Origin of the sequence: Enterobacter sp. IF2SW-B1 (assembly GCF_001743375.1) — a bacterium.
GTDB classification, from domain to species: domain Bacteria; phylum Pseudomonadota; class Gammaproteobacteria; order Enterobacterales; family Enterobacteriaceae; genus Enterobacter; species Enterobacter bugandensis.
On record NZ_MJAA01000003.1, the window covers coordinates 81,002 to 102,751 of the forward strand.

General features: G+C 53.8%; 19 protein-coding genes, 1 pseudogene and 1 other annotated feature. Of the genes and pseudogenes, 7 read left to right on the forward strand and 13 right to left on the reverse strand.

All coding sequences use genetic code 11. The features are described 5' to 3' along the window. Nucleotides 1-173: 173 nt before the first annotated feature. From trpA to trpL, 6 genes are all read right to left on the reverse strand, one after another. A complete protein-coding gene (trpA, locus tag A6013_RS08040; protein WP_063437440.1) occupies nt 174-983 on the reverse strand; it encodes a tryptophan synthase subunit alpha in 810 nt (269 codons plus the stop codon). After that, a complete protein-coding gene (gene trpB, locus A6013_RS08045) occupies nt 983-2,176 on the reverse strand; it encodes a tryptophan synthase subunit beta (protein WP_028013413.1) in 1,194 nt (397 codons plus the stop codon). The genes trpA and trpB overlap by 1 nt, the downstream gene beginning before the upstream one ends. Nucleotides 2,177-2,186: 10 nt before the next feature. Then, nucleotides 2,187-3,545 (reverse strand): bifunctional indole-3-glycerol-phosphate synthase TrpC/phosphoribosylanthranilate isomerase TrpF, encoded by a 1,359-nt coding sequence (gene trpCF, locus A6013_RS08050; protein WP_069732836.1) that lies wholly within the window; start codon nt 3,543-3,545, stop codon nt 2,187-2,189. 3 nt (nt 3,546-3,548) lie between these two features. Then, nucleotides 3,549-5,144: a bifunctional anthranilate synthase glutamate amidotransferase component TrpG/anthranilate phosphoribosyltransferase TrpD gene (gene trpD / locus A6013_RS08055; RefSeq protein ID WP_028013411.1), complete on the reverse strand. Its 1,596-nt coding sequence runs from the start codon at nt 5,142-5,144 to the stop codon at nt 3,549-3,551. Continuing rightward, complete coding sequence (locus A6013_RS08060) at nt 5,144-6,706, reverse strand: anthranilate synthase component 1 (RefSeq protein ID WP_069732837.1); 1,563 nt, start codon at nt 6,704-6,706, stop codon at nt 5,144-5,146. The genes trpD and A6013_RS08060 overlap by 1 nt, the downstream gene beginning before the upstream one ends. Before the next feature lie 25 nt (nt 6,707-6,731). After that, nucleotides 6,732-6,825, reverse strand: a sequence feature (Trp leader region). Continuing rightward, complete coding sequence (trpL, locus tag A6013_RS27865) at nt 6,802-6,846, reverse strand: trp operon leader peptide (RefSeq protein WP_106993556.1); 45 nt, start codon at nt 6,844-6,846, stop codon at nt 6,802-6,804. (Overlaps the previous feature by 24 nt.) A gap of 139 nt (nt 6,847-6,985) precedes the next feature. On the opposite strand from trpL, the gene rnm reads away from it, so the two are divergent. Both rnm and A6013_RS08070 read left to right on the forward strand, forming a co-directional pair. Continuing rightward, on the forward strand, nt 6,986-7,867 hold the full coding sequence (rnm, locus tag A6013_RS08065; protein WP_028013409.1) for an RNase AM: 882 nt from the start codon (nt 6,986-6,988) through the stop codon (nt 7,865-7,867). Beyond that, a complete protein-coding gene (locus A6013_RS08070; RefSeq protein ID WP_003856793.1) occupies nt 7,864-8,484 on the forward strand; it encodes an L-threonylcarbamoyladenylate synthase in 621 nt (206 codons plus the stop codon). Before rnm ends, A6013_RS08070 begins: the two co-directional genes overlap by 4 nt. Nucleotides 8,485-8,827: 343 nt before the next feature. On the opposite strand, the gene A6013_RS08075 is transcribed toward A6013_RS08070, so the two are convergent. Together A6013_RS08075 and A6013_RS08080 are read right to left on the reverse strand one after the other, a co-directional pair. Beyond that, nucleotides 8,828-9,991 (reverse strand): PAAR domain-containing protein, encoded by a 1,164-nt coding sequence (locus tag A6013_RS08075; RefSeq protein WP_069732838.1) that lies wholly within the window; start codon nt 9,989-9,991, stop codon nt 8,828-8,830. Further along, complete coding sequence (locus A6013_RS08080; protein WP_069732839.1) at nt 9,991-10,461, reverse strand: PAAR domain-containing protein; 471 nt, start codon at nt 10,459-10,461, stop codon at nt 9,991-9,993. Before A6013_RS08080 ends, A6013_RS08075 begins: the two co-directional genes overlap by 1 nt. A gap of 220 nt (nt 10,462-10,681) precedes the next feature. On the opposite strand from A6013_RS08080, the pseudogene A6013_RS08085 reads away from it, so the two are divergent. After that, nucleotides 10,682-10,906: pseudogene (locus tag A6013_RS08085) on the forward strand (Sua5/YciO/YrdC/YwlC family protein); the annotation flags it as partial. 586 nt (nt 10,907-11,492) lie between these two features. Here A6013_RS08085 and A6013_RS08100 read toward each other — a convergent pair. Beyond that, nucleotides 11,493-12,647: a PAAR domain-containing protein gene (locus tag A6013_RS08100; protein WP_069732840.1), complete on the reverse strand. Its 1,155-nt coding sequence runs from the start codon at nt 12,645-12,647 to the stop codon at nt 11,493-11,495. After that, entirely contained in the window at nt 12,647-13,117 is a 471-nt protein-coding gene (locus A6013_RS08105; protein ID WP_069732841.1) for a PAAR domain-containing protein, read from the reverse strand. The genes A6013_RS08100 and A6013_RS08105 overlap by 1 nt, the downstream gene beginning before the upstream one ends. A 445-nt stretch (nt 13,118-13,562) precedes the next feature. Between A6013_RS08105 and rluB the strand changes: the two genes are divergently transcribed. After that, on the forward strand, nt 13,563-14,438 hold the full coding sequence (gene rluB, locus A6013_RS08110; RefSeq protein WP_069732842.1) for a 23S rRNA pseudouridine(2605) synthase RluB: 876 nt from the start codon (nt 13,563-13,565) through the stop codon (nt 14,436-14,438). A gap of 35 nt (nt 14,439-14,473) precedes the next feature. On the opposite strand, the gene cobO is transcribed toward rluB, so the two are convergent. After that, nucleotides 14,474-15,064 carry a cob(I)yrinic acid a,c-diamide adenosyltransferase gene (gene cobO / locus A6013_RS08115; RefSeq protein ID WP_069732843.1) on the reverse strand — a complete coding sequence of 197 codons (591 nt, stop codon included), beginning with the start codon at nt 15,062-15,064 and terminating at the stop codon, nt 14,474-14,476. Continuing rightward, nucleotides 15,061-15,822, reverse strand: coding sequence for a YciK family oxidoreductase (locus A6013_RS08120; protein WP_069732844.1), 762 nt, complete (start codon nt 15,820-15,822; stop codon nt 15,061-15,063). The genes cobO and A6013_RS08120 overlap by 4 nt, the downstream gene beginning before the upstream one ends. A 251-nt stretch (nt 15,823-16,073) precedes the next feature. Between A6013_RS08120 and sohB the strand changes: the two genes are divergently transcribed. Continuing rightward, nucleotides 16,074-17,120, forward strand: coding sequence for a protease SohB (gene sohB / locus A6013_RS08125; RefSeq protein WP_069732845.1), 1,047 nt, complete (start codon nt 16,074-16,076; stop codon nt 17,118-17,120). A 34-nt stretch (nt 17,121-17,154) separates the two neighbouring features. Here the strand turns inward: sohB and A6013_RS08130 are convergent, their stop codons facing one another. Continuing rightward, nucleotides 17,155-17,406: a YciN family protein gene (locus A6013_RS08130; RefSeq protein WP_003856804.1), complete on the reverse strand. Its 252-nt coding sequence runs from the start codon at nt 17,404-17,406 to the stop codon at nt 17,155-17,157. A 399-nt stretch (nt 17,407-17,805) separates the two neighbouring features. Here A6013_RS08130 and topA point away from each other — a divergent pair, with 399 nt between their 5' ends. After that, the gene (gene topA / locus A6013_RS08135; RefSeq protein ID WP_041909639.1) at nt 17,806-20,403 is read left to right on the forward strand and encodes a type I DNA topoisomerase; all 2,598 of its coding nucleotides are present in this window, start codon (nt 17,806-17,808) and stop codon (nt 20,401-20,403) included. Nucleotides 20,404-20,590: 187 nt separating this feature from the next. Further along, nucleotides 20,591-21,565, forward strand: a complete 975-nt coding sequence (gene cysB, locus A6013_RS08140; protein WP_028013403.1) for an HTH-type transcriptional regulator CysB — start codon at nt 20,591-20,593, stop codon at nt 21,563-21,565. The last annotated feature ends 185 nt before the right edge of the window (nt 21,566-21,750 follow it).

Consider the following 21,750-nt stretch of genomic DNA (forward strand, 5'->3'; position numbering starts at 1 on the left):
CCTCTGAACTCAGAAGGATTAGTGCTAAAAAGAGTCCAGATCATACGCTTACGCGAAAGTTTGAAAAGCTATTCACACCGAAAATATCGACGGGATCAATTTTGACGTAATCCTTTGGAGAGGATGGAGAAGGAGGAGTAACCGTCTGGCAGGGTTGCCAGACGGTAGAGGGATTATGCTTTACGCGTCGCTGCTTTCATTGCGGTCACGAACGCTTTCAATTCGCTCAGCATCTGCTCGGGTTTGTCCACGTTCTTCTCGATGATCTTCACAATCGCAGAGCCGGAAATGGCACCCGCTGCCTTCGCGTCAATCGCCGCGGTGACCTGATCCGGAGAGGAGATCCCGAAGCCCTGCAGCGGCGGCGCGGCATGGTACTCGGCCAGCTTTTCCACCAGATGATGCAGCGGCAGTGCAGCTTTATTTTCGGCGCCGGTCACGCCCGCGCGCGAAAGCAGATAGGTATACCCGCGCCCGTAAGAGGCTATCTGGCGCAGCAGTTCATCATCGGCGTTTGGCGGACAGATGAAAATAGGGGCGACATTGTGACGCATCGCAGCCTGGCGGAACGGCGCGGACTCTTCCACGGGCACGTCTGCTACCAGGACCGAGTCGACACCCACGCGCGCGCATTCTGCATAGAACTCGTCAACACCACGGTTGAACACCAGGTTGGCGTACATCAGCAGACCAATCGGAATGGTCGGGTGCTTCTGGCGGATCGCCGCCAGCATTTCAAAGCACTGGGTTGGGGTCACGCCTGCCGCAAAGGCGCGCAGGGTGGCGTTCTGGATGGTCGGGCCATCCGCCAGCGGATCGGAGAACGGAATACCCAGCTCCAGCGCGTCGGCGCCGGCTTCAATCAGGGCGTCGATAATCTTCAGAGACTGCTCAGGGCCGGGGTCGCCCAGGGTAACGAAGGGGACGAACGCGCCTTCCTGGCGGGATTTCAGTTCAGCAAATACGTTATCGTAGCGTTCCATCAGATTTCCCCTCGTGCTTTCAAAATATCGTGAACGGTGAAGATATCTTTGTCACCGCGACCGGAAAGGTTCACCACCAGCAGTTGCTCTTTTTCCGGGTTCTCTTTCATCATTTTCAGCGCGTGCGCCAGCGCGTGAGAAGACTCCAGCGCCGGGATGATCCCTTCGCTGCGGCACAGCGTTTTGAAGGCTTCCAGCGCTTCGTCATCGGTAATGGAGACATAGTCCGCGCGCCCCGTGCTGTTCAGGAACGCGTGCTGTGGCCCAACGGACGGGAAGTCCAGTCCGGCAGAAATTGAGTAAGACTCTTCAATCTGCCCTTCATCGGTCTGCATCATCGGGGCTTTCATGCCGAAGTAGATCCCCACGCGGCCATGCTTCAGCGGCGCGCCGTGCTCGCCGGTTTCAATCCCATGACCGGCAGGCTCGACGCCAATCAGCCCTACGCGGGTTTCGTCGATAAAATCGGCAAACATGCCGATGGCGTTAGACCCGCCGCCGACGCAGGCAATGACTGCATCCGGCAGGCGACCCTCTTTTTCAAGGATCTGCGCTTTGGTCTCTTCACCGATCATGCGCTGGAATTCGCGCACGATGGTCGGGAACGGGTGAGGACCTGCCGCGGTGCCGAGCATATAGTGCGCGGTTTCGTAGCTGCCGGACCAGTCGCGCAGCGCTTCGTTACAGGCATCTTTCAGCGTCGCAGAACCGCTGTGCACCGGGATCACTTCCGCACCCATCAGGCGCATACGGAACACGTTCGGCGACTGACGCTCAACGTCTTTAGCACCCATATAGATGCGGCACTTCAGGCCGAGCAGGGCGCTGGCGAGCGCAGAAGCCACGCCGTGCTGGCCCGCGCCGGTTTCGGCGATGATTTCGGTTTTACCCATACGCTTCGCGAGCAGCGCCTGGCCCAGCACCTGGTTAGTTTTATGCGCGCCGCCGTGCAGCAGATCTTCACGCTTAAGATACAGCGTGGTTTTGGTGCCTTCGGTCAGGTTGCGGCATTTGGTCAGCGCGGTTGGACGCCCGGCGTAGTTTTTCAGCAGGTCGGTAAACTCCGCCTGAAACGCCGGATCTTTCTGCGCGCTCACGAACGCTTCTTCCAGCTGGCGCAGCGCGGGCATCAGGATTTGCGGAACGTACATCCCGCCGAATTCACCAAAATACGGGTTAAGTAATGTCGTCATCTTCTCTTCCTTAATATGCACGCAGAGTTTTAAACACCGAGGCCAGCTTGCTGGCATCTTTGATACCCGGTTGCGACTCTACGCCTGAATTGAAATCGAGGCCTGCGCAGCCGGTTTTCGCGGCTTCCACACAGTTATCCGGGCTTAGTCCGCCCGCCAGCAGGACGTTGTCCAGCGTTTCGCCGTTCAGCAGCGACCAGTCAAAACGTTGTCCGGTGCCGCCCTGGCCGTTGTCGAGCACGTATTTGTCAACGTGGTGAAGATTACGTGCGGGCAGGGTGGTGCCCACGCTTTGTGCTTTCCAGATTTGAACCTGCGGTGCCAGCGCGTCGCGCAGGGCATTGATGTACGCCTGATCTTCATCTCCATGAAGCTGAACGGCACGCAGGGATAACGCGTCGGCTTTTGCCACAACGTCCGCGACATCCGCATTGCGGAACACGCCAACATAGCTCAGCGGGGCCGCCGCGATTACCTTGCGGGCCTGTTCCTCATTGACTGCACGAGGAGAGGTGTCGACGAAGATTAAACCGCCATAGATTGCTCCAGCCTCATACGCGGCCAGCGCATCCTGTTCGCGGGTCAGGCCGCAGACTTTGTTTTCACCCAGCAGCACGCGACGCACCGCCGCATTGAGGTCGTCATGTTCCATCATGGCGGAGCCAATAAGGAAACCGTTGGCGAAGTGGCTCAGCTCGCGCACCTGGGCGTAGCTGTTAATGCCGGACTCGCTGATCACCGTGACGCCCGCACCCAGACGTGGCGCCAGCTGGCGGGTGCGGTTCAGGTCAATCGACAAGTCGCGAAGATCGCGGTTGTTGATGCCGACCACTTTGGCTTCCAGCGCGATGGCGCGCTCAAGCTCTTCTTCGTTACTCACTTCGGTCAGCACGCCCATTTTCAGGCTGTGCGCCACGGCAGCAAGCTGGCGATACTGTTCGTCATCCAGTACCGAGAGCATCAGCAGGCAGGCATCGGCCTGGTAGAAACGCGCCAGCCAGATCTGATACGGGTCGATAATAAAGTCTTTGCACAGGATCGGCTGCGGTGCGATGCCGCTGACGATCGGCAGAAAATCGAAGCTGCCCTGGAAATATTTCTCATCCGTCAGCACGGAGATTGCCGACGCATGATGCTTATAAATACCGGCGATACGCGCCGGGTCGAAATCGTCACGAATAACGCCTTTTGAGGGAGAGGCCTTTTTGCACTCCAGAATAAAGGCGGTACGTGCACCCTGCAGGGCGTCATAGAAACGACGGCTGCTTGGGACGACGTCATTCTGGAAACTGGCAAGCGGCTGCTCTGCTTTGCGTGCTTCCACCCAGATGGCCTTATCGGCAACGATTTTCGCTAAAACGGTCTGCATTCTTTACCCTCTTGCCGCAAGTGCGGTAACGCGATCGTAAGCTGCACCGGAGCGCAGTACATCCAGAACTTTTTGAGCATTGGCCTTCAGGTCTTCCTCACCGTGCAAACGCATCAGCATGGCGACGTTGGCAGCCACGGCGGCCTCATGAGCGGCCTCACCTTTACCTTGTAGTAAGCGCGTCAGAATGTCACGGTTTTCTTCCGGCGTACCGCCTGCCAGCGCTTCCTGATGGTACGGCGTTAAGCCGAAATCAGACGCCTCAAGCTGATAGCTGAGTACTTCACCATCGTTAAGCTCGGCCACCAGCGTCGGCGCATGCAGCGAAACTTCATCCATTCCGCCGCTGTGCACCACGGCGGCGCGTTTGTAACCCAGCACGCGCAGCGTCTCGGCAATCGGCAGGACCAGCTCAGGGCTGTAAACACCAATTAATGCCAGCGGCGGATGGGCCGGGTTGATCAGCGGGCCGAGCACGTTAAACAGCGTGCGGGTTTTAAGCTGCTGGCGAACCGGCATCGCGTGGCGGAAACCGGTGTGGTACTTCGGTGCAAACAGGAAGCAAACGCCCAAATCGTCCAGCGCTTCACGCGAACGTTCGGCATTCATCTCCAGATTGATGCCAAACGCGGCCAGCAGATCGGACGAGCCTGAACGGCTGGAGACGCTGCGGTTACCGTGCTTGGCCACCTTAAGGCCGCAGGCCGCCGCCACAAAGGCGCTGGCGGTCGAAATATTGATACTGTTGCTGCCGTCACCGCCGGTCCCCACGATATCGGCAAACTGATAGTCCGGGCGCGGGAACGGAGCGGCATTTTCCAGCAGCGCGGTTGCCGCACCGGCGATCTCCTGCGGGCTTTCGCCGCGCACTTTCATGCTCACCAGCGCAGCGGCCAGCTGCTCAGGCTTCAGCTCGCCGCGCACCACGGCGGAAAAAAGCTGGTGGCTCTCCTGTTGGCTCAGGGTCTGGGCCTGATACAGTTTTTCCAGAATCGGCTGCAGGGTGTTGGTCTGCTCCAGCTTCTGCAACGCCCAGTCAAGGGTCTGCTCCAGCAGGCGGGCGCCATTGGAGGTCAAAATAGATTCCGGGTGGAACTGCATCCCGCAGACGCGATCCGCATCGTGGCGTACCGCCATCACCATTCCTTCAAACGAAGCGTTGATGGTCAGCCCGGCCGGAATGTTGCTGCCGACCAGCGAATGATAGCGCGCGACCGGGAGCGGATTCGGCAGCCCGGCAAACATTGCCTGGCCGTCATGTTCAATGCTGGAGGCTTTACCGTGCAGGATCTCGCCCGCCTGGCCGACGTAACCGCCGTAGGCTTCCACGATTGCCTGGTGACCAAGGCAGATACCGATAATCGGCAGCTTGCCGCGCATGCGGGTCAGCAGTTCGGGCATACAGCCCGCTTCGCTCGGCGCGCCCGGCCCCGGGGAGAGCATCAGCACTGGGTTTTGCATGGTCGCCAGACGGTCAATCAGGGTCTGAGCCGGAACGTGGTTGCGGTAGATAACGACGTTGTGACCATTCGCACGCAGCTGATCTGCCAGGTTGTAGGTAAAGGAGTCGATGTTATCGAGCAGCAGAATGTCAGCCATCAGAAAATCTCCTGTGCGTGGTGTGCGGTAGCGATGGCGCGCAATACCGCGCGTGCTTTACTGCGGGTTTCGTCAGCTTCAGACTGCGGAACAGAGTCAAGAACAATCCCGGCGCCGGCCTGAACGGTGGCAATACCGTCTTCGACGTAGGCGGAGCGGATCACGATGCAGGTATCGAGGTCGCCGTGGGCGGTGAAGTAACCCACCGCGCCGCCGTAGCTCCCGCGCCGACGTCCTTCCGCTTCGGCGATAAGCTGCATGGCGCGCACCTTCGGCGCGCCGCTCAGCGTGCCCATATTCATGCAGGCGCGGTAGGCGTGCAGCACGTCGAGGTCGCTGCGCAGTTCACCCACCACGCGGGAGACCAGGTGCATCACGAAGGAGTAACGGTCAACTTTGGTCAGGTCTGCCACGTAGCGGCTGCCCGGGGTGCAAATGCGCGCCAGGTCGTTACGCGCCAGGTCAACCAGCATCAGGTGTTCGGAGAGCTCCTTGTGGTCGGTTCGCATTTCAAGTTCGATGCGGCTGTCCAGATCGCGGTCCAGCGAGCCATCGGCACGACGGCCACGCGGACGGGTGCCCGCAATCGGGTAGATCTCAATCTGGCGGCTGGTGGCGTCGTACTTCAGCGAGCTTTCCGGCGAGGCGCCGAACAGCGTGAAATCATTGTCCTGCATAAAGAACATATATGGGCTCGGGTTGCTCTTCTTCAGCACGTCATAAGCCGCCAGCGGTGACGGGCAGGGCAGCGAGAAACGGCGGGACGGCACAACCTGGAAAATCTCCCCGGCGCGAATAGCCTTTTGCATCTGGCGAACCACGGCCCCGTATTGATCGTCGGTCTGGTTAACGTCGCATGTCATTTTTTCCACGTGCTGTACCGGCAGCGCAGGCGGCGCTTCCGTCATCTGCTGCTGGAGCTGAGCGATGCGATGCTCAAGGCGGTTTTTCTCAAACGCAGACGGCGTGAACAGGCTTGCCTGGATGCGGGTATATTTTTTCTGATGGTCGATCACCAGCAGGGTTTCGGCCAGGTAGAAACAGTAGTCCGGGCAGCGGTTGCCCTGCTCGGTTTCCGGCAAATCTTCAAAACCGGCGACCAGGTCGTAAGCAAACAGCCCGCCGAAGAACATTGCTTCGCGCTCATCTTGCGGCACGGTGACAAGATTTTGCAGCAGGCGGAAGGCATCGAACACGGACAGCGAGCAGAGGCGCGCATCTTCGTCGAGCAGCTGGCTTACCGGCGGGAAATGCAGAATTCGCAGGTCCGGGTGACGTTCATTGTCGATGCCCGCGGGCAGAGCCGCATCCAGCAGCGGCAGCAGCGATGCGCCATTATCAGAGAGCGCCTTAATGGTGACGGTGTCACCTAACGCGGTAATGCGCAGCGCGCTGTCGACCAGCAGCAGGCTTTTCAGATCGTCCTTGCTGTCGATATCCGCAGACTCCAGCAGCAGCGTCGCCGGACGCGCGCCGCACACCTGATGAAACAGCGCCGTCGGGTTGTGGCGATAGACCGCCTCGCAGGTCAACAGTTCGAGATGAGGTTTGGCTGTTTGCATGTTGTGATTCTCATTTATTCTGTTCAAAAAAAAGCCCGCTGGGTAGCGGGCGGGTATCTGTTTGCATTTCGCAGATGCGTGACACTGCCCGAAGATCAGGAAGTGCGCCACCAACCGTGCAGAGTGAAATGTGCTGTCATTTTCAGATACCTTTCTCGTGTGAACTTGCGTACTAGTTAACTAGTTCGATGGCGTATTGTCAACCCTTGATTTCAGAATTTCACGTTAAGTCGGTATCATGGCGTTTTCGGATGTCTCCAACCTGTTATGGGAAGTGCTTTGAGCGATACCACCTACGCGATTATTTATGATTTACACAGCCATACTCAGGCCTCTGATGGCCTGCTGACACCCGAAGCCCTGGTTCATCGCGCGGTTGAAATGCGTGTCGGCACGCTGGCGATAACCGATCACGATACCACCGACGCCATTCCGGCAGCGCGCGCCGAGATTGCCCGCAGCGGGCTGGCGCTGAATCTGGTGCCCGGCGTCGAGATCTCGACCGTCTGGGAAAACCATGAGATTCATATCGTTGGCCTGAACATTGATATAGAACATCCGGCACTTCTTGCCTTTTTGCAAGAACAAAAAACGCGCCGCAACCAGCGCGCGGAGATGATCGGCGAGCGTCTGGAGAAGGCGCATATTCCGGGCGCGCTGGAAGGTGCGCAAAAGCTGGCGAACGGCGGGGCGGTCACCCGCGGTCATTTCGCCCGCTTTCTGGTTGAAGCGGGCAAAGCGACGACCATGGCGGATGTCTTTAAAAAGTATCTGGCGCGCGGGAAAACCGGATACGTTCCGCCACAGTGGTGTACAATAAAACAAGCTATTGATGTCATTCATCATTCTGGCGGTAAGGCCGTGCTGGCCCATCCGGGACGGTATAATCTTTCTGCTAAATGGCTGAAACGGCTGCTGGCGCACTTTGCCGAATGCGGTGGCGAGGCGATGGAAGTCGCCCAGTGTCAGCAGGCGCCCAACGAGCGCGCGCAGCTCGCGACTTACGCCCGCCAGTTTGGCCTGCTAGGGTCACAGGGCTCTGATTTCCACCAGCCCTGCGCGTGGATCGAGCTGGGACGCAAGCTCTGGCTACCCGCTGGCGTTGAGCCGGTCTGGCAGCTCTGGGAGCAGCCGCAGCAAATTGAAGAGAGGGAAGTATGAGTCAGTTTTTCTATATCCATCCGGACAATCCGCAGCCACGTCTGATTAACCAGGCCGTGGAGATCGTCCGCAAAGGCGGCGTGATAGTCTACCCGACCGATTCCGGCTACGCGCTGGGCTGTAAAATTGAAGATAAAGGAGCGATGGAACGCATTTGCCGTATTCGTCAGCTGCCGGACGGCCATAACTTTACCCTGATGTGCCGCGATCTCTCTGAGCTGTCGACCTATGCGTATGTCGACAACGTGGCGTTTCGCCTGATTAAGAACAATACGCCGGGCAACTACACGTTCATCCTGAAAGGGACGAAGGAGGTGCCGCGTCGCCTGCTGCAGGAAAAGCGTAAGACTATCGGCATGCGCGTGCCGTCGAACCCGATTGCCCAGGCGCTGCTGGAAACCCTCGGCGAGCCGATGCTCTCCACCTCGCTGATGCTGCCGGGCAGCGAGTTTACCGAGTCCGATCCGGAGGAGATAAAAGATCGTCTGGAGAAGGTGGTGGAGCTGATTATTCACGGCGGTTATCTCGGTCAGCAGCCGACTACGGTTGTCGATTTAACCGAGGATGCACCGGAAGTGATTCGTGAAGGGGTGGGTGACGTAAAGCCTTTCTTGTAAATAAGGTGTTTAATGCCTGAAATTAAGGAAAGAGCGGAGGCTGGATTTCTCCAGCCTTTGTCTGTCATCTCCAGCCTTTGCCGGTCATCTTACTTTCTTAAAGATGAGCAAGACCAAAACAAGGCAGATAGCACTCCCGTAAAATGCTGTGATTAGGAGGTTATCCACTGAACGCGATAAGTCATCTATGATCGCCTCACATAAACGGGCTTCCATCTCATCTGTTAAAGGGGGTGCGTTGTATTTCCGAGTTAGCCCAAAATCAAGCACTGGTATCATCAAGGCGATAGAGTAGATGGCGAATACTAAAGAAATGCCTCCCCATCGAAGAATAGTCTTTGCTCTATTCGTCAATGTCATACGAACCACCTAAAACGCCGCCAATTGTGCCACCAGAATAACCCGAAGATGATCCAACCGCTGATGCACTGTTAGCAAGCCCTTCTTCCACTTGCCCTGTGAAGCTTTCAGAGATTGGTCTGAAGTGTTCGATGTTCGGATACTGTTCTTTAAACGCGCTGGTTACCTCCAAAACGTTCATTGAGGACAGAGCGCCACTCTTCTCCGTCAAATAACGTTGTAAAGATACGGGGATAGTGAAATCTTCTTCATTTTTGATACGAAGTTGCGTTGTTGTTGATGTAAAACTGGTATCGAAGATTTTAGTCCCTGCTTCTTTGATCATTTGCACAGTGTGAGTTGTGCAGTTGCTGCCAGTCAGATCGTAAACGTCAATCACCTTGCCGCGTCGTTTGGTACGATCTCCCATCGCATCCGTGAAAACTGGTTTTTTACCGGAGTTCCATAGAGATTCAAAAATTCTGCGGGTTTCCTCAGGTGTGACATCATCGATCAGGAATACTCTCGCTTGGTATTTGTAGAGTTCTTCGCGGTAGTAAAGACAAGCATCATCGCCAGTTAGGAAGTTAAGAATCCCATCACCCGTTAATGTAGCGGGGCCTTTCCTACCAAAGCGCCCGTAGGTGTATACGTAGATCGAGTTATTTTCATGTACCGAAACGAAAGCGTGTCCTGCATCGGTGATTTCAGTCCAGATGTAAACGCCGTTCAATAACGGGTTATCTTCGGGTTTGCAGGTGTCAGCAAAGCTGTTTTGCTTCTTCGCGGTCTGGGCGTGTTGTTCCGGTTCTGACTCAATCGGCCCAGGGAGTACAGGCATCTCGACGAGGTGAGCTAGATCGGTATGGGTTACTGTTGCTTCGCCACCAAGTTCGTAATCATCATCCCAGTTTGATGGAACGAATTTCGATTTGCAGGGGCAGGAGCTATATCTGTGCAGCGTTCCGGCAATCCTTTTACCATGTATATTGTCAGTATCAAGACCGCCACAGATACGGTAACGACCAGGATGTTTACCACAGGTTACTTGATGGCCTTCACAGGCCATGTCTTTGCCGAAAAACTGGTGATCACTCCATCCTTCAATAATCCGACCGCCGCATACCGTCTTATCACCCCTGAACAAAAAATAACCTTTACCTGCCATTAGTGCTTACTCCCTGGCATCGTTAAGAATTCTTTCTGGAATGTGTCGCCTTCACGGAAAAGCAGTCTTTTGCCGGATTGTAGGGTTGAGATTATTTCGTCGCCATTATCAAGCATACTTCCAGACAGTGCCGCAGATGTGTCTTGTATAATACGCACTCCACCTGCACCGGAAATAATAGTGGCTTCACCGCTCCCAGCGTATACAACTTTATCTCCAACTAGTGCCATCTTATAACCGCCAGCCGTGCTGGTCCCTGAAGCATTACGGATCACTCCACCGTTGCCGGTAACGCTTCCCACCATAGCGAATCGAAGAATGTGAGTTAATGGGCGACTAACTGGTTTGTTAAATTCGTCAAACGCCTCCCTTGTCTTGTTGTAAAAGTTTGCTAAAAAATCTACGTCGTAGGCTGGCTGCGAAGAGGAACCACGGATTTCAGTAGTGATTTCGTTGGTGTATTGTTGCATAAATCCCTTTAATTATTATGGAAATAACCGTGGTGATTATTTTACAAGCAATGTTTAGATGCGCAACATATATCAGGCTTAAGCGAAACTGCGTTTCGTTACAAAAGGTTATCGTTAAACTAGTAATGGTTATTTTTTGATAAATCTTAGGCAGATGTGTTGGCAAGCACAGCGGCAGCAACAGATATTCTTGATAACGCGAGAAGCATTACTCATCACGATGGAAACCCTCGGCGAGCCGATGCTCTCTACCTCGCTGATGCTGGCGGGCAGCGAGTTTACCGAGTCCGATCCGGAAGAGATCAAGGATCGTCTGGAGAAGGTGGTGGAGTTGATTATTCACGGCGGTTATCTCGGCCAGCAGCCGACTACGGTGGTCGATTTAACTGAAGACACCTCGGAAGTGATTCGTGAAGGCGTGGGTGACGTAAAGCCTTTCTTGTAAATAAGGTGTTTAATGCCTGAAATTAAGGGAAGAGCGGAGGCTGGATTTCTCCAGCCTTTGTCTGTCATCTCACCTTCTTGAAAATGAGCAGGATCAGAGGGACGCAGACAGTGAAACCAATGATAGAGGCTAACGCCGAATCAGAATGATTTTGCGATAGCTCCATAACAAACGACGTTAGCTGAGAGGGGGTAAAATCCCATCCTTGGCTCACTGTCTCTGAAAAGTTAACGGCGAAGACCAGATCGAAGTAAAGGACGATAACGTAATAGGCTACGCAGATCAGCGCGATACTGACCCATTTGATACAAAAATTCTTATTCATCATCTCACCTTTTTAAAGATAAGCAGAATAAGAGGCACGCAGATCGCAAATCCAAAAAAGGCGACATTAAAAACGCCATCAGTGGCTTGCATAATCGAGTCTATCGAAGCATGGTAAGCTTTTAATGAGATTGGGCCAGAAAAACGCATACTTTCTCTTTCCATGAATGCACTAAATGTGAATGTTGATGCTATCAGAGTAATAAGGTAGCAAAGTGATACAGCGACTATTCCAGCCCATCTAAGAATGGTTTTAGTTAAACTACTCATCATAATCTCCAAGAATACCGCCAACATTTTCGCCTGAGTATGGAGAAATCGAACCTATTGAAGACATTGTTTCTGCGGCGTATCGTTTGGCTTTGCCTGCCATTCCTTCCGGGGATACGTGTTGTCCGTTCGCGTTCGAATAGAGGTTTTTAAACTCGTCAGTAACTTCTACAACAGCCATTGACTGTAGGCTACAGCTTTTGCTGAGAAGATAACTTTGCAGTGATATTGGTATGGTAAAATGCTCTTCTGATTCAATAGGAAGCTGAGTGCTTGTTGATCTGTAGCTTGTATCAAAGATCGATGAGCCTGCGGCTTTTATGCCAGCAACAGTGTGCGTTGTGCAGTTGCTTCCCGTTACATCGTAGGAGTCAATAGAGTGACCAGTTCGAGCTGTAGCACTGTTTTCCTCTATCCCTATTGGCTTTCGCCCCTCTTGCCACAAATTTTCAAAGAAAGCACGGGTTTCTGGTATGACAGCATCATTGATTTTAAAAACTCGGGCGTTGTTTTCGTAAAGTTCTTTTCTGTAATAGTCTCGGGCATCATCACCTTTCATAAAATCGAGAATGCCATCACCTGTCATTCCAAATGGCCCACCAGTTCTTCCGTATCTGCCATAGGTGTAAAGGTATACAGTATTGTTTTCATGCACGGAAACAAAAGTGTGTCCGGTTTCGGTGGTTTCAGTCCAGATGTAGACGCCGTTCAATAGCGGGTTATTTTCTGGTTTGCAAATGTCAGCAAAACTGTTTTGCTTCTTCGCTGTCTGGGCGTATTGTTCCGGTTCTGACTCAATCGGCCCAGGGAGTACAGGCATCTCGACGAGGTGAGATAGATCGGTATGGGTCACTGTTACTTCCCCACCAAGTTCGTAATCATCATCCCAGTTTGATGGAATGAATTTCGATTTGCAGGGGCAGGAGCTATAGCTGTGCAACGTTCCGGCAATCCTTTTGCCATGTATATTGTCAGTATCAAGACCGCCACAGATACGGTAACGACCAGGATGTTTACCACAGGTCACTTGATGGCCTTCACAGGCCATGTCTTTACCGAAAAACTGGTTATCACTCCATCCTTCAATAATTCGACCGCCGCATACTGTTTTATCACCCCTGAACAGAAAGTAACCTTTGGCTACCATTAGCGCTCACTCCCTGGCATGGTTAAGAATTCTTTCGGGAATGTGTCGCCTTTACAGAAAACCAGTCTGCTGCCGGATTGTGGTGTTGAGATTATTTCGTCGCCATTATCAAGCATACTTCCAGACAGTGCCGCAGATGCGCCCTGCATAATACGCACTCCACCTGCACAGGAAATAATAGTGGCTTCACTGCCCTCAGCGTAGACAACTTTATCTCCAACTCGTGCCATCCATTCCCCTCCATCCGTACTGCCTCCCGAAGCATTGCGGGTCACTCCCCCGTTGCGGGTAACGATTCCCACAACAGTGAATCGAAAAATATAAGTTACTGGGCGACTAACATGCTTGTTAAAATCTTCAAATTGTTCGCATGTCTTGCTGTCATAGCTCGCTAAGAAATCTTCATCGTAGGGTGGCAGAGAGGTGGAATCTCGGAATCCAGGCGTGATCTCATTACTATATTGCTGCATAAGTCCCTTTGCTTATTATAGAAATAATTACAGCGGTCATTTTACAAACAATAACCACATGCACAACAAGTATTAGGCTTAAGCAAAACTGTGTTCCGTAACCCAGAATCTTCATTTTGAACTCCTAACTGTCCTTTGTCCCATTCTGAACGAATGGGGTGTATGGGCGGATCTGGCCCATAACCACTTTCGCTTGTATTTGGCTGTCAGTACCTAGACTCAGATGCACAAAACTTGTTGAATCATTTAGTCTAAAGTTAGTGTAGTATGTGCGCCCACGAATCATATGTGTGACAGCTTGTGTGACAGCTTGTGTGACAGATTGTTTGCCATGCTGTGTACCCTGAAAGAGTTACATATCAGTGAGTTAAGTTATTGTTGGCGCTAACTCATTGTTTTAGAAAGTACACCAGACGCCTGTGAAGGCGACACCTGAGGAAGCTCAATGAGCGAGAAGTTACAGAAAGTGCTGGCGCGTGCCGGCCACGGTTCACGCCGTGAAATCGAAGCCATTATTGAAGCGGGCCGCGTGAGTGTGGACGGTAAAATCGCCACGCTGGGTGACCGCGTAGAAATCGTACCGGGGCTCAAGATCCGCATTGACGGTCATCTTATCTCCGTGAAAGAGTCCGCGGAACAGATCTGCCGCGTGCTGGCGTATTACAAGCCGGAAGGCGAGCTGTGTACGCGCAACGACCCGGAAGGTCGTCCAACGGTGTTTGACCGTCTGCCAAAACTGCGCGGCGCCCGCTGGATTGCGGTGGGGCGTCTGGACGTGAACACCTGCGGTCTGCTGCTGTTCACCACCGATGGTGAACTGGCAAACCGTCTGATGCACCCAAGCCGTGAAGTTGAGCGTGAATACGCCGTTCGCGTCTTCGGCCAGGTCGATGAAAATAAACTGCGCGATCTGTCGCGTGGCGTGCAGCTGGAAGACGGCCCTGCGGCGTTCAAAACCATCAAATTTACCGGTGGTGAAGGGATTAACCAGTGGTACAACGTGACCCTGACCGAAGGCCGTAACCGCGAGGTGCGTCGTCTGTGGGAAGCGGTAGGCGTGCAGGTTAGCCGCCTGATCCGCGTTCGCTACGGCGACATTCTGCTGCCGAAAGGTCTGCCACGCGGTGGTTATACCGAGCTGGATCTTACCCAGACTAACTACCTGCGCGAGCTGGTTGGCCTGACGCCGGAAACCACTTCTAAAGTGGCGGTGGAGAAAGATCGTCGTCGTATGAAGGCGAATCAGATCCGTCGTGCGGTGAAACGCCACAGCCAGGTGAACAGCAATCGTCGCTCTGGCAGCCGGAATAACAACGCTTAATCGAAAAAGCCCGGTGAACTCACCGGGCTTTTTCTTTAGTAATCAATGCCAATTTGTGCTTTGATGCCTGCATCAAACGCATGCTTGACCGGACGCAACTCGCTGACGGTATCTGCCAGCTCCAGAATCTCACGATGACACCCACGACCTGTAACGATAACCGTCTGGTGCGCAGGGCGGCTCTTCAGTGCATCCAGCACCTCCTCCAGCGGCAGGTAGTCGTAGGCGACCATATAGGTGATCTCATCCAGTAGCACCATATTCAGCGAGGGATCGGCCAGCATTCTTTTAGCGTGCTCCCAGACGGCCAGACAGGCTATGGTATCGGTTTCCCGGTTCTGCGTATCCCACGTAAACCCGGTCGCCATCACCTGAAACTCAACGCCGTGAGGTTCAAGCAAATTACGCTCACCGTTGGGCCATTCCCCTTTGATAAACTGGATGACCCCCACTTTTTGCCCGTGGCCGACGGCGCGCGTAGCGGTGCCAAACGCGGCAGTAGTTTTGCCTTTACCATTACCGGTAAAAACGATGACGATCCCTCGCTCGTCCTGGGCTGCCGCGACGCGCGCGTCAACCTGTTCCTTCAGACGCTGCTGTCGCTGCTGATGACGTTCTTCACTCATTGCGAAATTCCCGGTTTGCGGCCCGGCTGGGCATCAAAGGTCATTCCGGTTTTGCGGCGGCTGTCGTCGCCCATCAGCCAGAGATAGAGCGGCATAATGTCTGCCGGGGTTTTCAGCTTCAGCGGATCTTCCGTCGGGAACGCGCTGGCGCGCATGCTGGTGCGCGTACCCCCCGGATTAATGCAGTTTACGCGCAGATGGCGGCTCTGATACTCATCCGCCAGCACCTGCATCATGCCCTCGGTCGCGAATTTTGAGACAGCATAAGCCCCCCAGTTTGCGCGTCCCTCGCGGCCTACGCTGGAAGAGGTGAAGACCAGAGATCCAGACTCGGATTTGAGTAATAAAGGAAGCAAGGCCTGCGTGAGGAAAAAAGTACCATTAACGTTAACCTGCATCACCTGCTGCCAGATTTCAGGATCCTGTTCATCCATTGGACGCACTTCACCTAACAAACCGGCGTTGTGCAGTACGCCGTCAAGACGTGGGTAGTGGGTACTGATACGGTGAGCAAGCTCCTGGCAGAGCGCTGGGGTGCATGTCATCAAATCGAGCGTGTACCAGGGGGCAGGTGTCCCGCCTGCGGCCTCAATTTCCTGAGCGACCCCTTTGAGCTTTTCTTCGTTACGCCCAATCAGAATAACGCTTGCGCCATATTCAGCGTACGTCAGGGCCGCTTCGCGACCAATACCATCGCTGGCGCCGGTGACAAGAATGATTCGGTTCTGCAGCAGGTTTTTTTGCGGTTGATAATGCACGGTGACTCCTCAGGCGCACGGTGTCTCAATCACGCCTTCATAATGACTTTTCGGCTTTATGCCCGAATTAGCGTGAGAATTCAATCAGTCTACAGGACGCATTGCTGCAAAATTAACAATTTGCAAATATTTAAACCGCAGCGCGGGGATTCCTGAAGACGGCTCGCAGAGGTAATGTCACGGGCGAGACGCAGGGGCAGGGCTGTTGTACACTGCCGTGAAAGATTCGTGGTTAAATCAAGGTGGAACGCGTGGAATTACTTTCTCAATATGGGTTGTTTTTGGCCAAAATCGCGACGGTGGTGATTGCCATTGCCATGGTTGCCGTTCTGATTGTCAACCTGACGCAGCGCAAGCGTCAGCGTGGGGAGTTACGCATCACCCGCCTGAGCGAGCAGTATAAAGAGATGCAGGAAGAGATGTCCCTCTCGCTGCTCGATAGCCATCAGCAGAAGCTGTGGCTGAAAGCCCAGAAGAAAAAACACAAGCAGGAAGCCAAAGCCGCGAAGGCGAAGGCAAAGCTCGAGACGCCGCAGGGCGACGCAAAACCCCGCGTCTATGTGCTCGATTTTAAAGGCAGCATGGATGCGCATGAAGTCGCTTCGCTGCGCGAAGAGGTGACTGCGGTTCTGGCCGTGGCAACGCCGCAGGATCAGGTGGTGGTGCGTCTTGAGAGCCCGGGCGGGGTGGTACACGGTTACGGGCTGGCCGCTTCACAGCTGCAGCGCCTGCGCGAGAAGCAGATCCCACTTACCGTGGCGGTAGATAAAGTCGCGGCGAGCGGCGGCTATATGATGGCCTGCGTGGCGGACAAAATCGTTGCGGCGCCGTTTTCCATCATAGGTTCCATTGGCGTGGTCGCACAGATCCCTAACTTTAACCGCTTCCTGAAAAATAAAGAGATTGATATCGAACTTCACACGGCGGGTCAGTACAAACGCACCCTGACGCTGCTGGGGGAAAACACGGAAGAGGGGCGCCAAAAATTCCGTGAAGATCTGAATGAAACTCACCATCTCTTTAAAGACTTCGTACATCGCATGCGCCCAACGCTGGATATTGAACAGGTGGCGACCGGTGAGCACTGGTACGGCATCCAGGCGCAGGAAAAAGGGCTGGTGGATGAAGTGGGCACCAGTGATGACCTGCTGCTCAACCTGATGGAAGGCCGGGAACTGGTAGGCGTGCGCTTTACACAGCGCAAACGGCTGATGGACCGCTTTACCAACAGTGCAGCGGAAAGCGCGGACCGCCTGCTGCTTCGCTGGCTACAGCGCGGACAAAAACCGCTGCTGTAAACAAAAACGCGAGGCATATGCCTCGCGTTTTGCATTAATCGACCAGGTGATATTTCTCTGAAAGCGTATGCGCCAGGTATTTAAACATATTAAACACGGCAGTGCTTTTCGGGGTCGGTAACCCCTGCTCGTCAAGGAAGTATTCGCCGCTGAAAACCAGCACGCCATTACGTTGCTCAACGCCGGTGGCTTCAATGCCTGCCAGCGTATCTTCATGGTCACGAATAAGCTTGTTTGCTTCGATAAGCAGAGAGGCTCGGTCAATGGGTTGGGTCGTATTCTGCATAATCCACTCCTTAAACAGTGACAATAGTCTACGCCGGGGGCGCTTTGGGGGCAAATTTTCCCTGTAATGTGAGGGGATAAGATGCAGAGGGCAGGTTGGCGGGATTTGCTTTTGCATGCTAATAAAGTTGCGTAACGAATTTTATCAGGTAGAGTGTGCGCTTTCGTCATTCTGGCAACAGAATTGCTTGACATTCGACCGGGAATTCGTCACGAATTATACGAGATGTGAGAAAAATACCCGAAAACTCAATGACCTGGATGTCGCCATTCTGACGTTCGGTAAGACATAGGGGTTGATATCCCCTGACGCAGTCGCAATATCATTGGCTCGTCGTCAGCGGAAGGGAAATCAACGTGCGGCGTATTCCTGGAAGAATTAAATTAGGTAAAGGTGAATATGGGTAAAGCTCTCGTCATCGTTGAGTCCCCGGCAAAAGCCAAAACGATCAATAAGTATCTGGGTAATGACTACGTGGTTAAGTCCAGCGTTGGTCACATCCGCGATTTGCCGACCAGTGGCTCAGCCAGCAAAAAGAGCGCAGACTCTACCTCCACCAAAGGGGCTAAAAAGCCTAAAAAGGATGAACGTAGCGCGCTTGTCAACCGCATGGGTGTTAACCCATGGCACAACTGGGATGCACAATATGAAGTGCTGCCCGGGAAAGAAAAAGTCGTTAACGAGCTGAAGCAGCTGGCTGAAAAAGCAGACCACATCTATCTCGCAACCGACCTTGACCGCGAAGGGGAAGCCATTGCTTGGCACCTGCGGGAAGTGATCGGAGGGGATGACAAACGCTACAGCCGCGTAGTGTTTAACGAAATTACAAAGAATGCGATTCGTCAGGCGTTTGAGAAGCCGGGCGAGCTGAATATCGACCGTGTGAACGCCCAGCAGGCGCGTCGGTTTATGGACCGCGTTGTGGGCTACATGGTTTCTCCACTGCTGTGGAAAAAGATTGCCCGCGGCCTGTCTGCAGGACGCGTGCAGTCTGTAGCCGTGCGTCTTGTCGTTGAGCGTGAACGCGAAATTAAAGCCTTCGTGCCGGAAGAGTTCTGGGAAGTTGACGCCAATGTCACCACCCCGGGCGGTGATGCGCTGCCGCTGCAGGTAAGCCATCACAACGATAAGCCTTTCCGTCCTGAAAACCGCGATCAGACCATGGCCGCCGTGGCGCTGCTGGAAAAAGCGCGCTATCAGGTACTGGAACGCGAAGATAAGCCGACCAGCAGCAAGCCTGGCGCGCCGTTTATCACGTCCACACTGCAACAGGCGGCGAGCACCCGTCTGGGTTACGGCGTGAAGAAAACCATGATGATGGCCCAGCGCTTGTATGAAGCGGGTTACATCACCTACATGCGTACTGACTCAACGAACCTGAGCCAGGACGCGGTGAACATGGTGCGCGGCTACATCAGCGATAACTTCGGTAAAAAATACCTGCCGGAAAGCGCCAACCAGTTCGCCAGCAAAGAGAATTCTCAGGAAGCGCACGAAGCGATTCGTCCCTCTGATGTCTCTGTTTTAGCCGAGTCGCTGAAGGATATGGAAGCCGACGCCCAGAAGCTGTATCAGCTGATCTGGCGTCAGTTTGTCGCGTGTCAGATGACGCCAGCGAAATATGATTCCACTACGCTGACCGTCGGTGCGGGCGATTTCCGTTTGAAAGCACGCGGTCGTATCCTGCGCTTCGACGGCTGGACGAAAGTGATGCCTGCACTGCGTAAAGGTGATGAAGACCGTACGCTGCCTGCGGTAAACAAAGGCGACGAGTTGTCGCTTGTCGACCTGGTTCCGGCCCAGCACTTCACCAAGCCGCCTGCGCGCTTTAGTGAAGCGTCGTTGGTTAAAGAGCTGGAAAAACGCGGGATTGGCCGTCCGTCAACCTACGCGTCAATCATCTCGACCATTCAGGACCGCGGTTACGTTCGCGTAGAGAACCGCCGTTTCTATGCCGAAAAAATGGGTGAGATTGTCACTGACCGTCTGGAAGCTAACTTCCGCGAATTGATGAACTACGACTTCACCGCGCAGATGGAAGACAGCCTCGACGAAGTGGCCAGTCACAAGGCGGAGTGGAAGAAGGTTCTCGATAGCTTCTTCAGCGACTTTACCAACCAGCTTGAGAAAGCGGAGAAAGATCCTGAAGAGGGCGGCATGCTGCCTAACCAGATGGTTCTGACCAGCATCGACTGCCCGACCTGCGGCCGCAAGATGGGGATCCGTACTGCGACAACGGGCGTGTTCCTTGGCTGTTCAGGCTATGCGCTGCCACCAAAAGAGCGCTGCAAAACAACCATCAACCTGGTTCCGGAGAACGAAGTTCTCAACGTGCTGGAAGGTGATGATGCGGAAACCAACGCCCTGCGCGCGAAACGCCGCTGCAAAAAATGCGGCACGGCGATGGACAGCTATCTGATCGATCCTAAACGTAAGCTGCACGTGTGTGGTAACAACCCAACGTGCGACGGGTATGAGATCGAAGAGGGTGAGTTCCGCATTAAAGGCTATGACGGCCCGATTGTGGAGTGCGAGAAGTGTGGCTCTGAGATGCACCTGAAAATGGGGCGTTTCGGTAAGTACATGGCCTGCACCAACGACGAGTGTAAGAACACGCGCAAAATTCTGCGCAATGGTGAGGTTGCTCCGCCGAAGGAAGATCCGGTTCCGCTGCCAGAATTGCCGTGTGAAAAATCCGACGCGTACTTCGTGCTGCGTGATGGTGCCGCAGGTGTCTTCCTGGCCGCCAACACCTTCCCGAAATCGCGTGAAACGCGCGCCCCGCTGGTGGAAGAGCTGCATCGCTTCCGCGATCGTCTGCCTGAGAAGCTGCGTTATCTGGCCGATGCGCCACAGCAGGATCCTGAAGGCAATAAGACGGTGGTCCGTTTTAGCCGTAAAACGAAGCAGCAGTACGTTGCGGCAGAGAAAGAGGGTAAAGCGACCGGATGGTCCGCCTTCTTTGTCGATGGCAAATGGGTTGAAGGCAAGAAATAATCTTTCTTAACTGTAGCTTACCCGTGAAAGGGCCGGACTTCCGGCCCTTTTTTATTACCTTATTATTATTTTTTGTTCCGTACTATACAGTCAGGCTATAAGTGATATAGTGGTTATAGTTAACCCTTTTTTTATTATCAAATAGTCTTAAGCGATTGACCGCGTGCGCTAAATCGGATGGTCTGGCATGAAATTACAACAGCTTCGTTATATCGTTGAGGTGGTGAATCACAACCTTAATGTCTCTTCTACCGCCGAGGGGCTATATACCTCGCAACCGGGCATCAGCAAGCAGGTTCGCATGCTGGAGGATGAATTAGGTATTCAGATTTTCGCCCGCAGTGGTAAGCACCTTACCCAGGTGACGCCAGCGGGGCAGGAAATCATCCGTATTGCGCGGGAAGTCCTTTCCAAAGTCGATGCGATTAAGTCTGTGGCGGGGGAACATACCTGGCCGGATAAAGGCTCGCTGTATATTGCCACGACGCACACCCAGGCGCGCTATGCGCTACCGGGCGTTATCAAGGGCTTTATCGAGCGTTATCCGCGCGTCTCCCTGCATATGCACCAGGGATCGCCGACGCAAATTGCGGAGGCGGTGTCGAAGGGCAATGCAGATTTTGCCATCGCGACGGAAGCGCTCCATCTGTATGACGATCTGGTCATGCTGCCGTGCTATCACTGGAACCGCTCCATTGTGGTGACCCCGGATCATCCGCTGGCGGGCAAAGGGTCGGTGTCAATCGAAGAGCTGGCGCAATATCCTCTGGTCACCTACACGTTTGGCTTCACCGGACGATCTGAGCTTGATACCGCCTTCAACCGGGCCGGGTTAACGCCGCGGATTGTCTTTACCGCCACCGATGCAGACGTCATAAAGACCTATGTACGGCTTGGCCTGGGGGTAGGGGTGATCGCCAGCATGGCGGTCGACCCGGTGTCAGATCCTGACCTGGTGCGTCTTGATGCGCATGATATTTTCAGCCACAGCACGACAAAAATTGGCTTCCGCCGCAGTACCTTCCTGCGAAGCTATATGTATGATTTTATTCAGCGCTTTGCACCGCATTTAACGCGTGACGTGGTGGATACCGCCGTGGCATTACGATCAAATGAAGATATCGAAGAGATGTTTAAAGATATCAAACTCCCCGAAAAATAATCACACCCGGTATCTTTCCCTGAGGGAAAGATACCGAAATATCGGCTTAAAGCTAAATTAGAATTATCATCATCTGCACTTCCCCTGCCATATATTGTCATTATCCTTTTAATTTGTGTGGCTTTAATGTCGTGAATTGGCGACAAAAATAGAAACTAATTAACGGCTACGCAAATTTTTCTTTT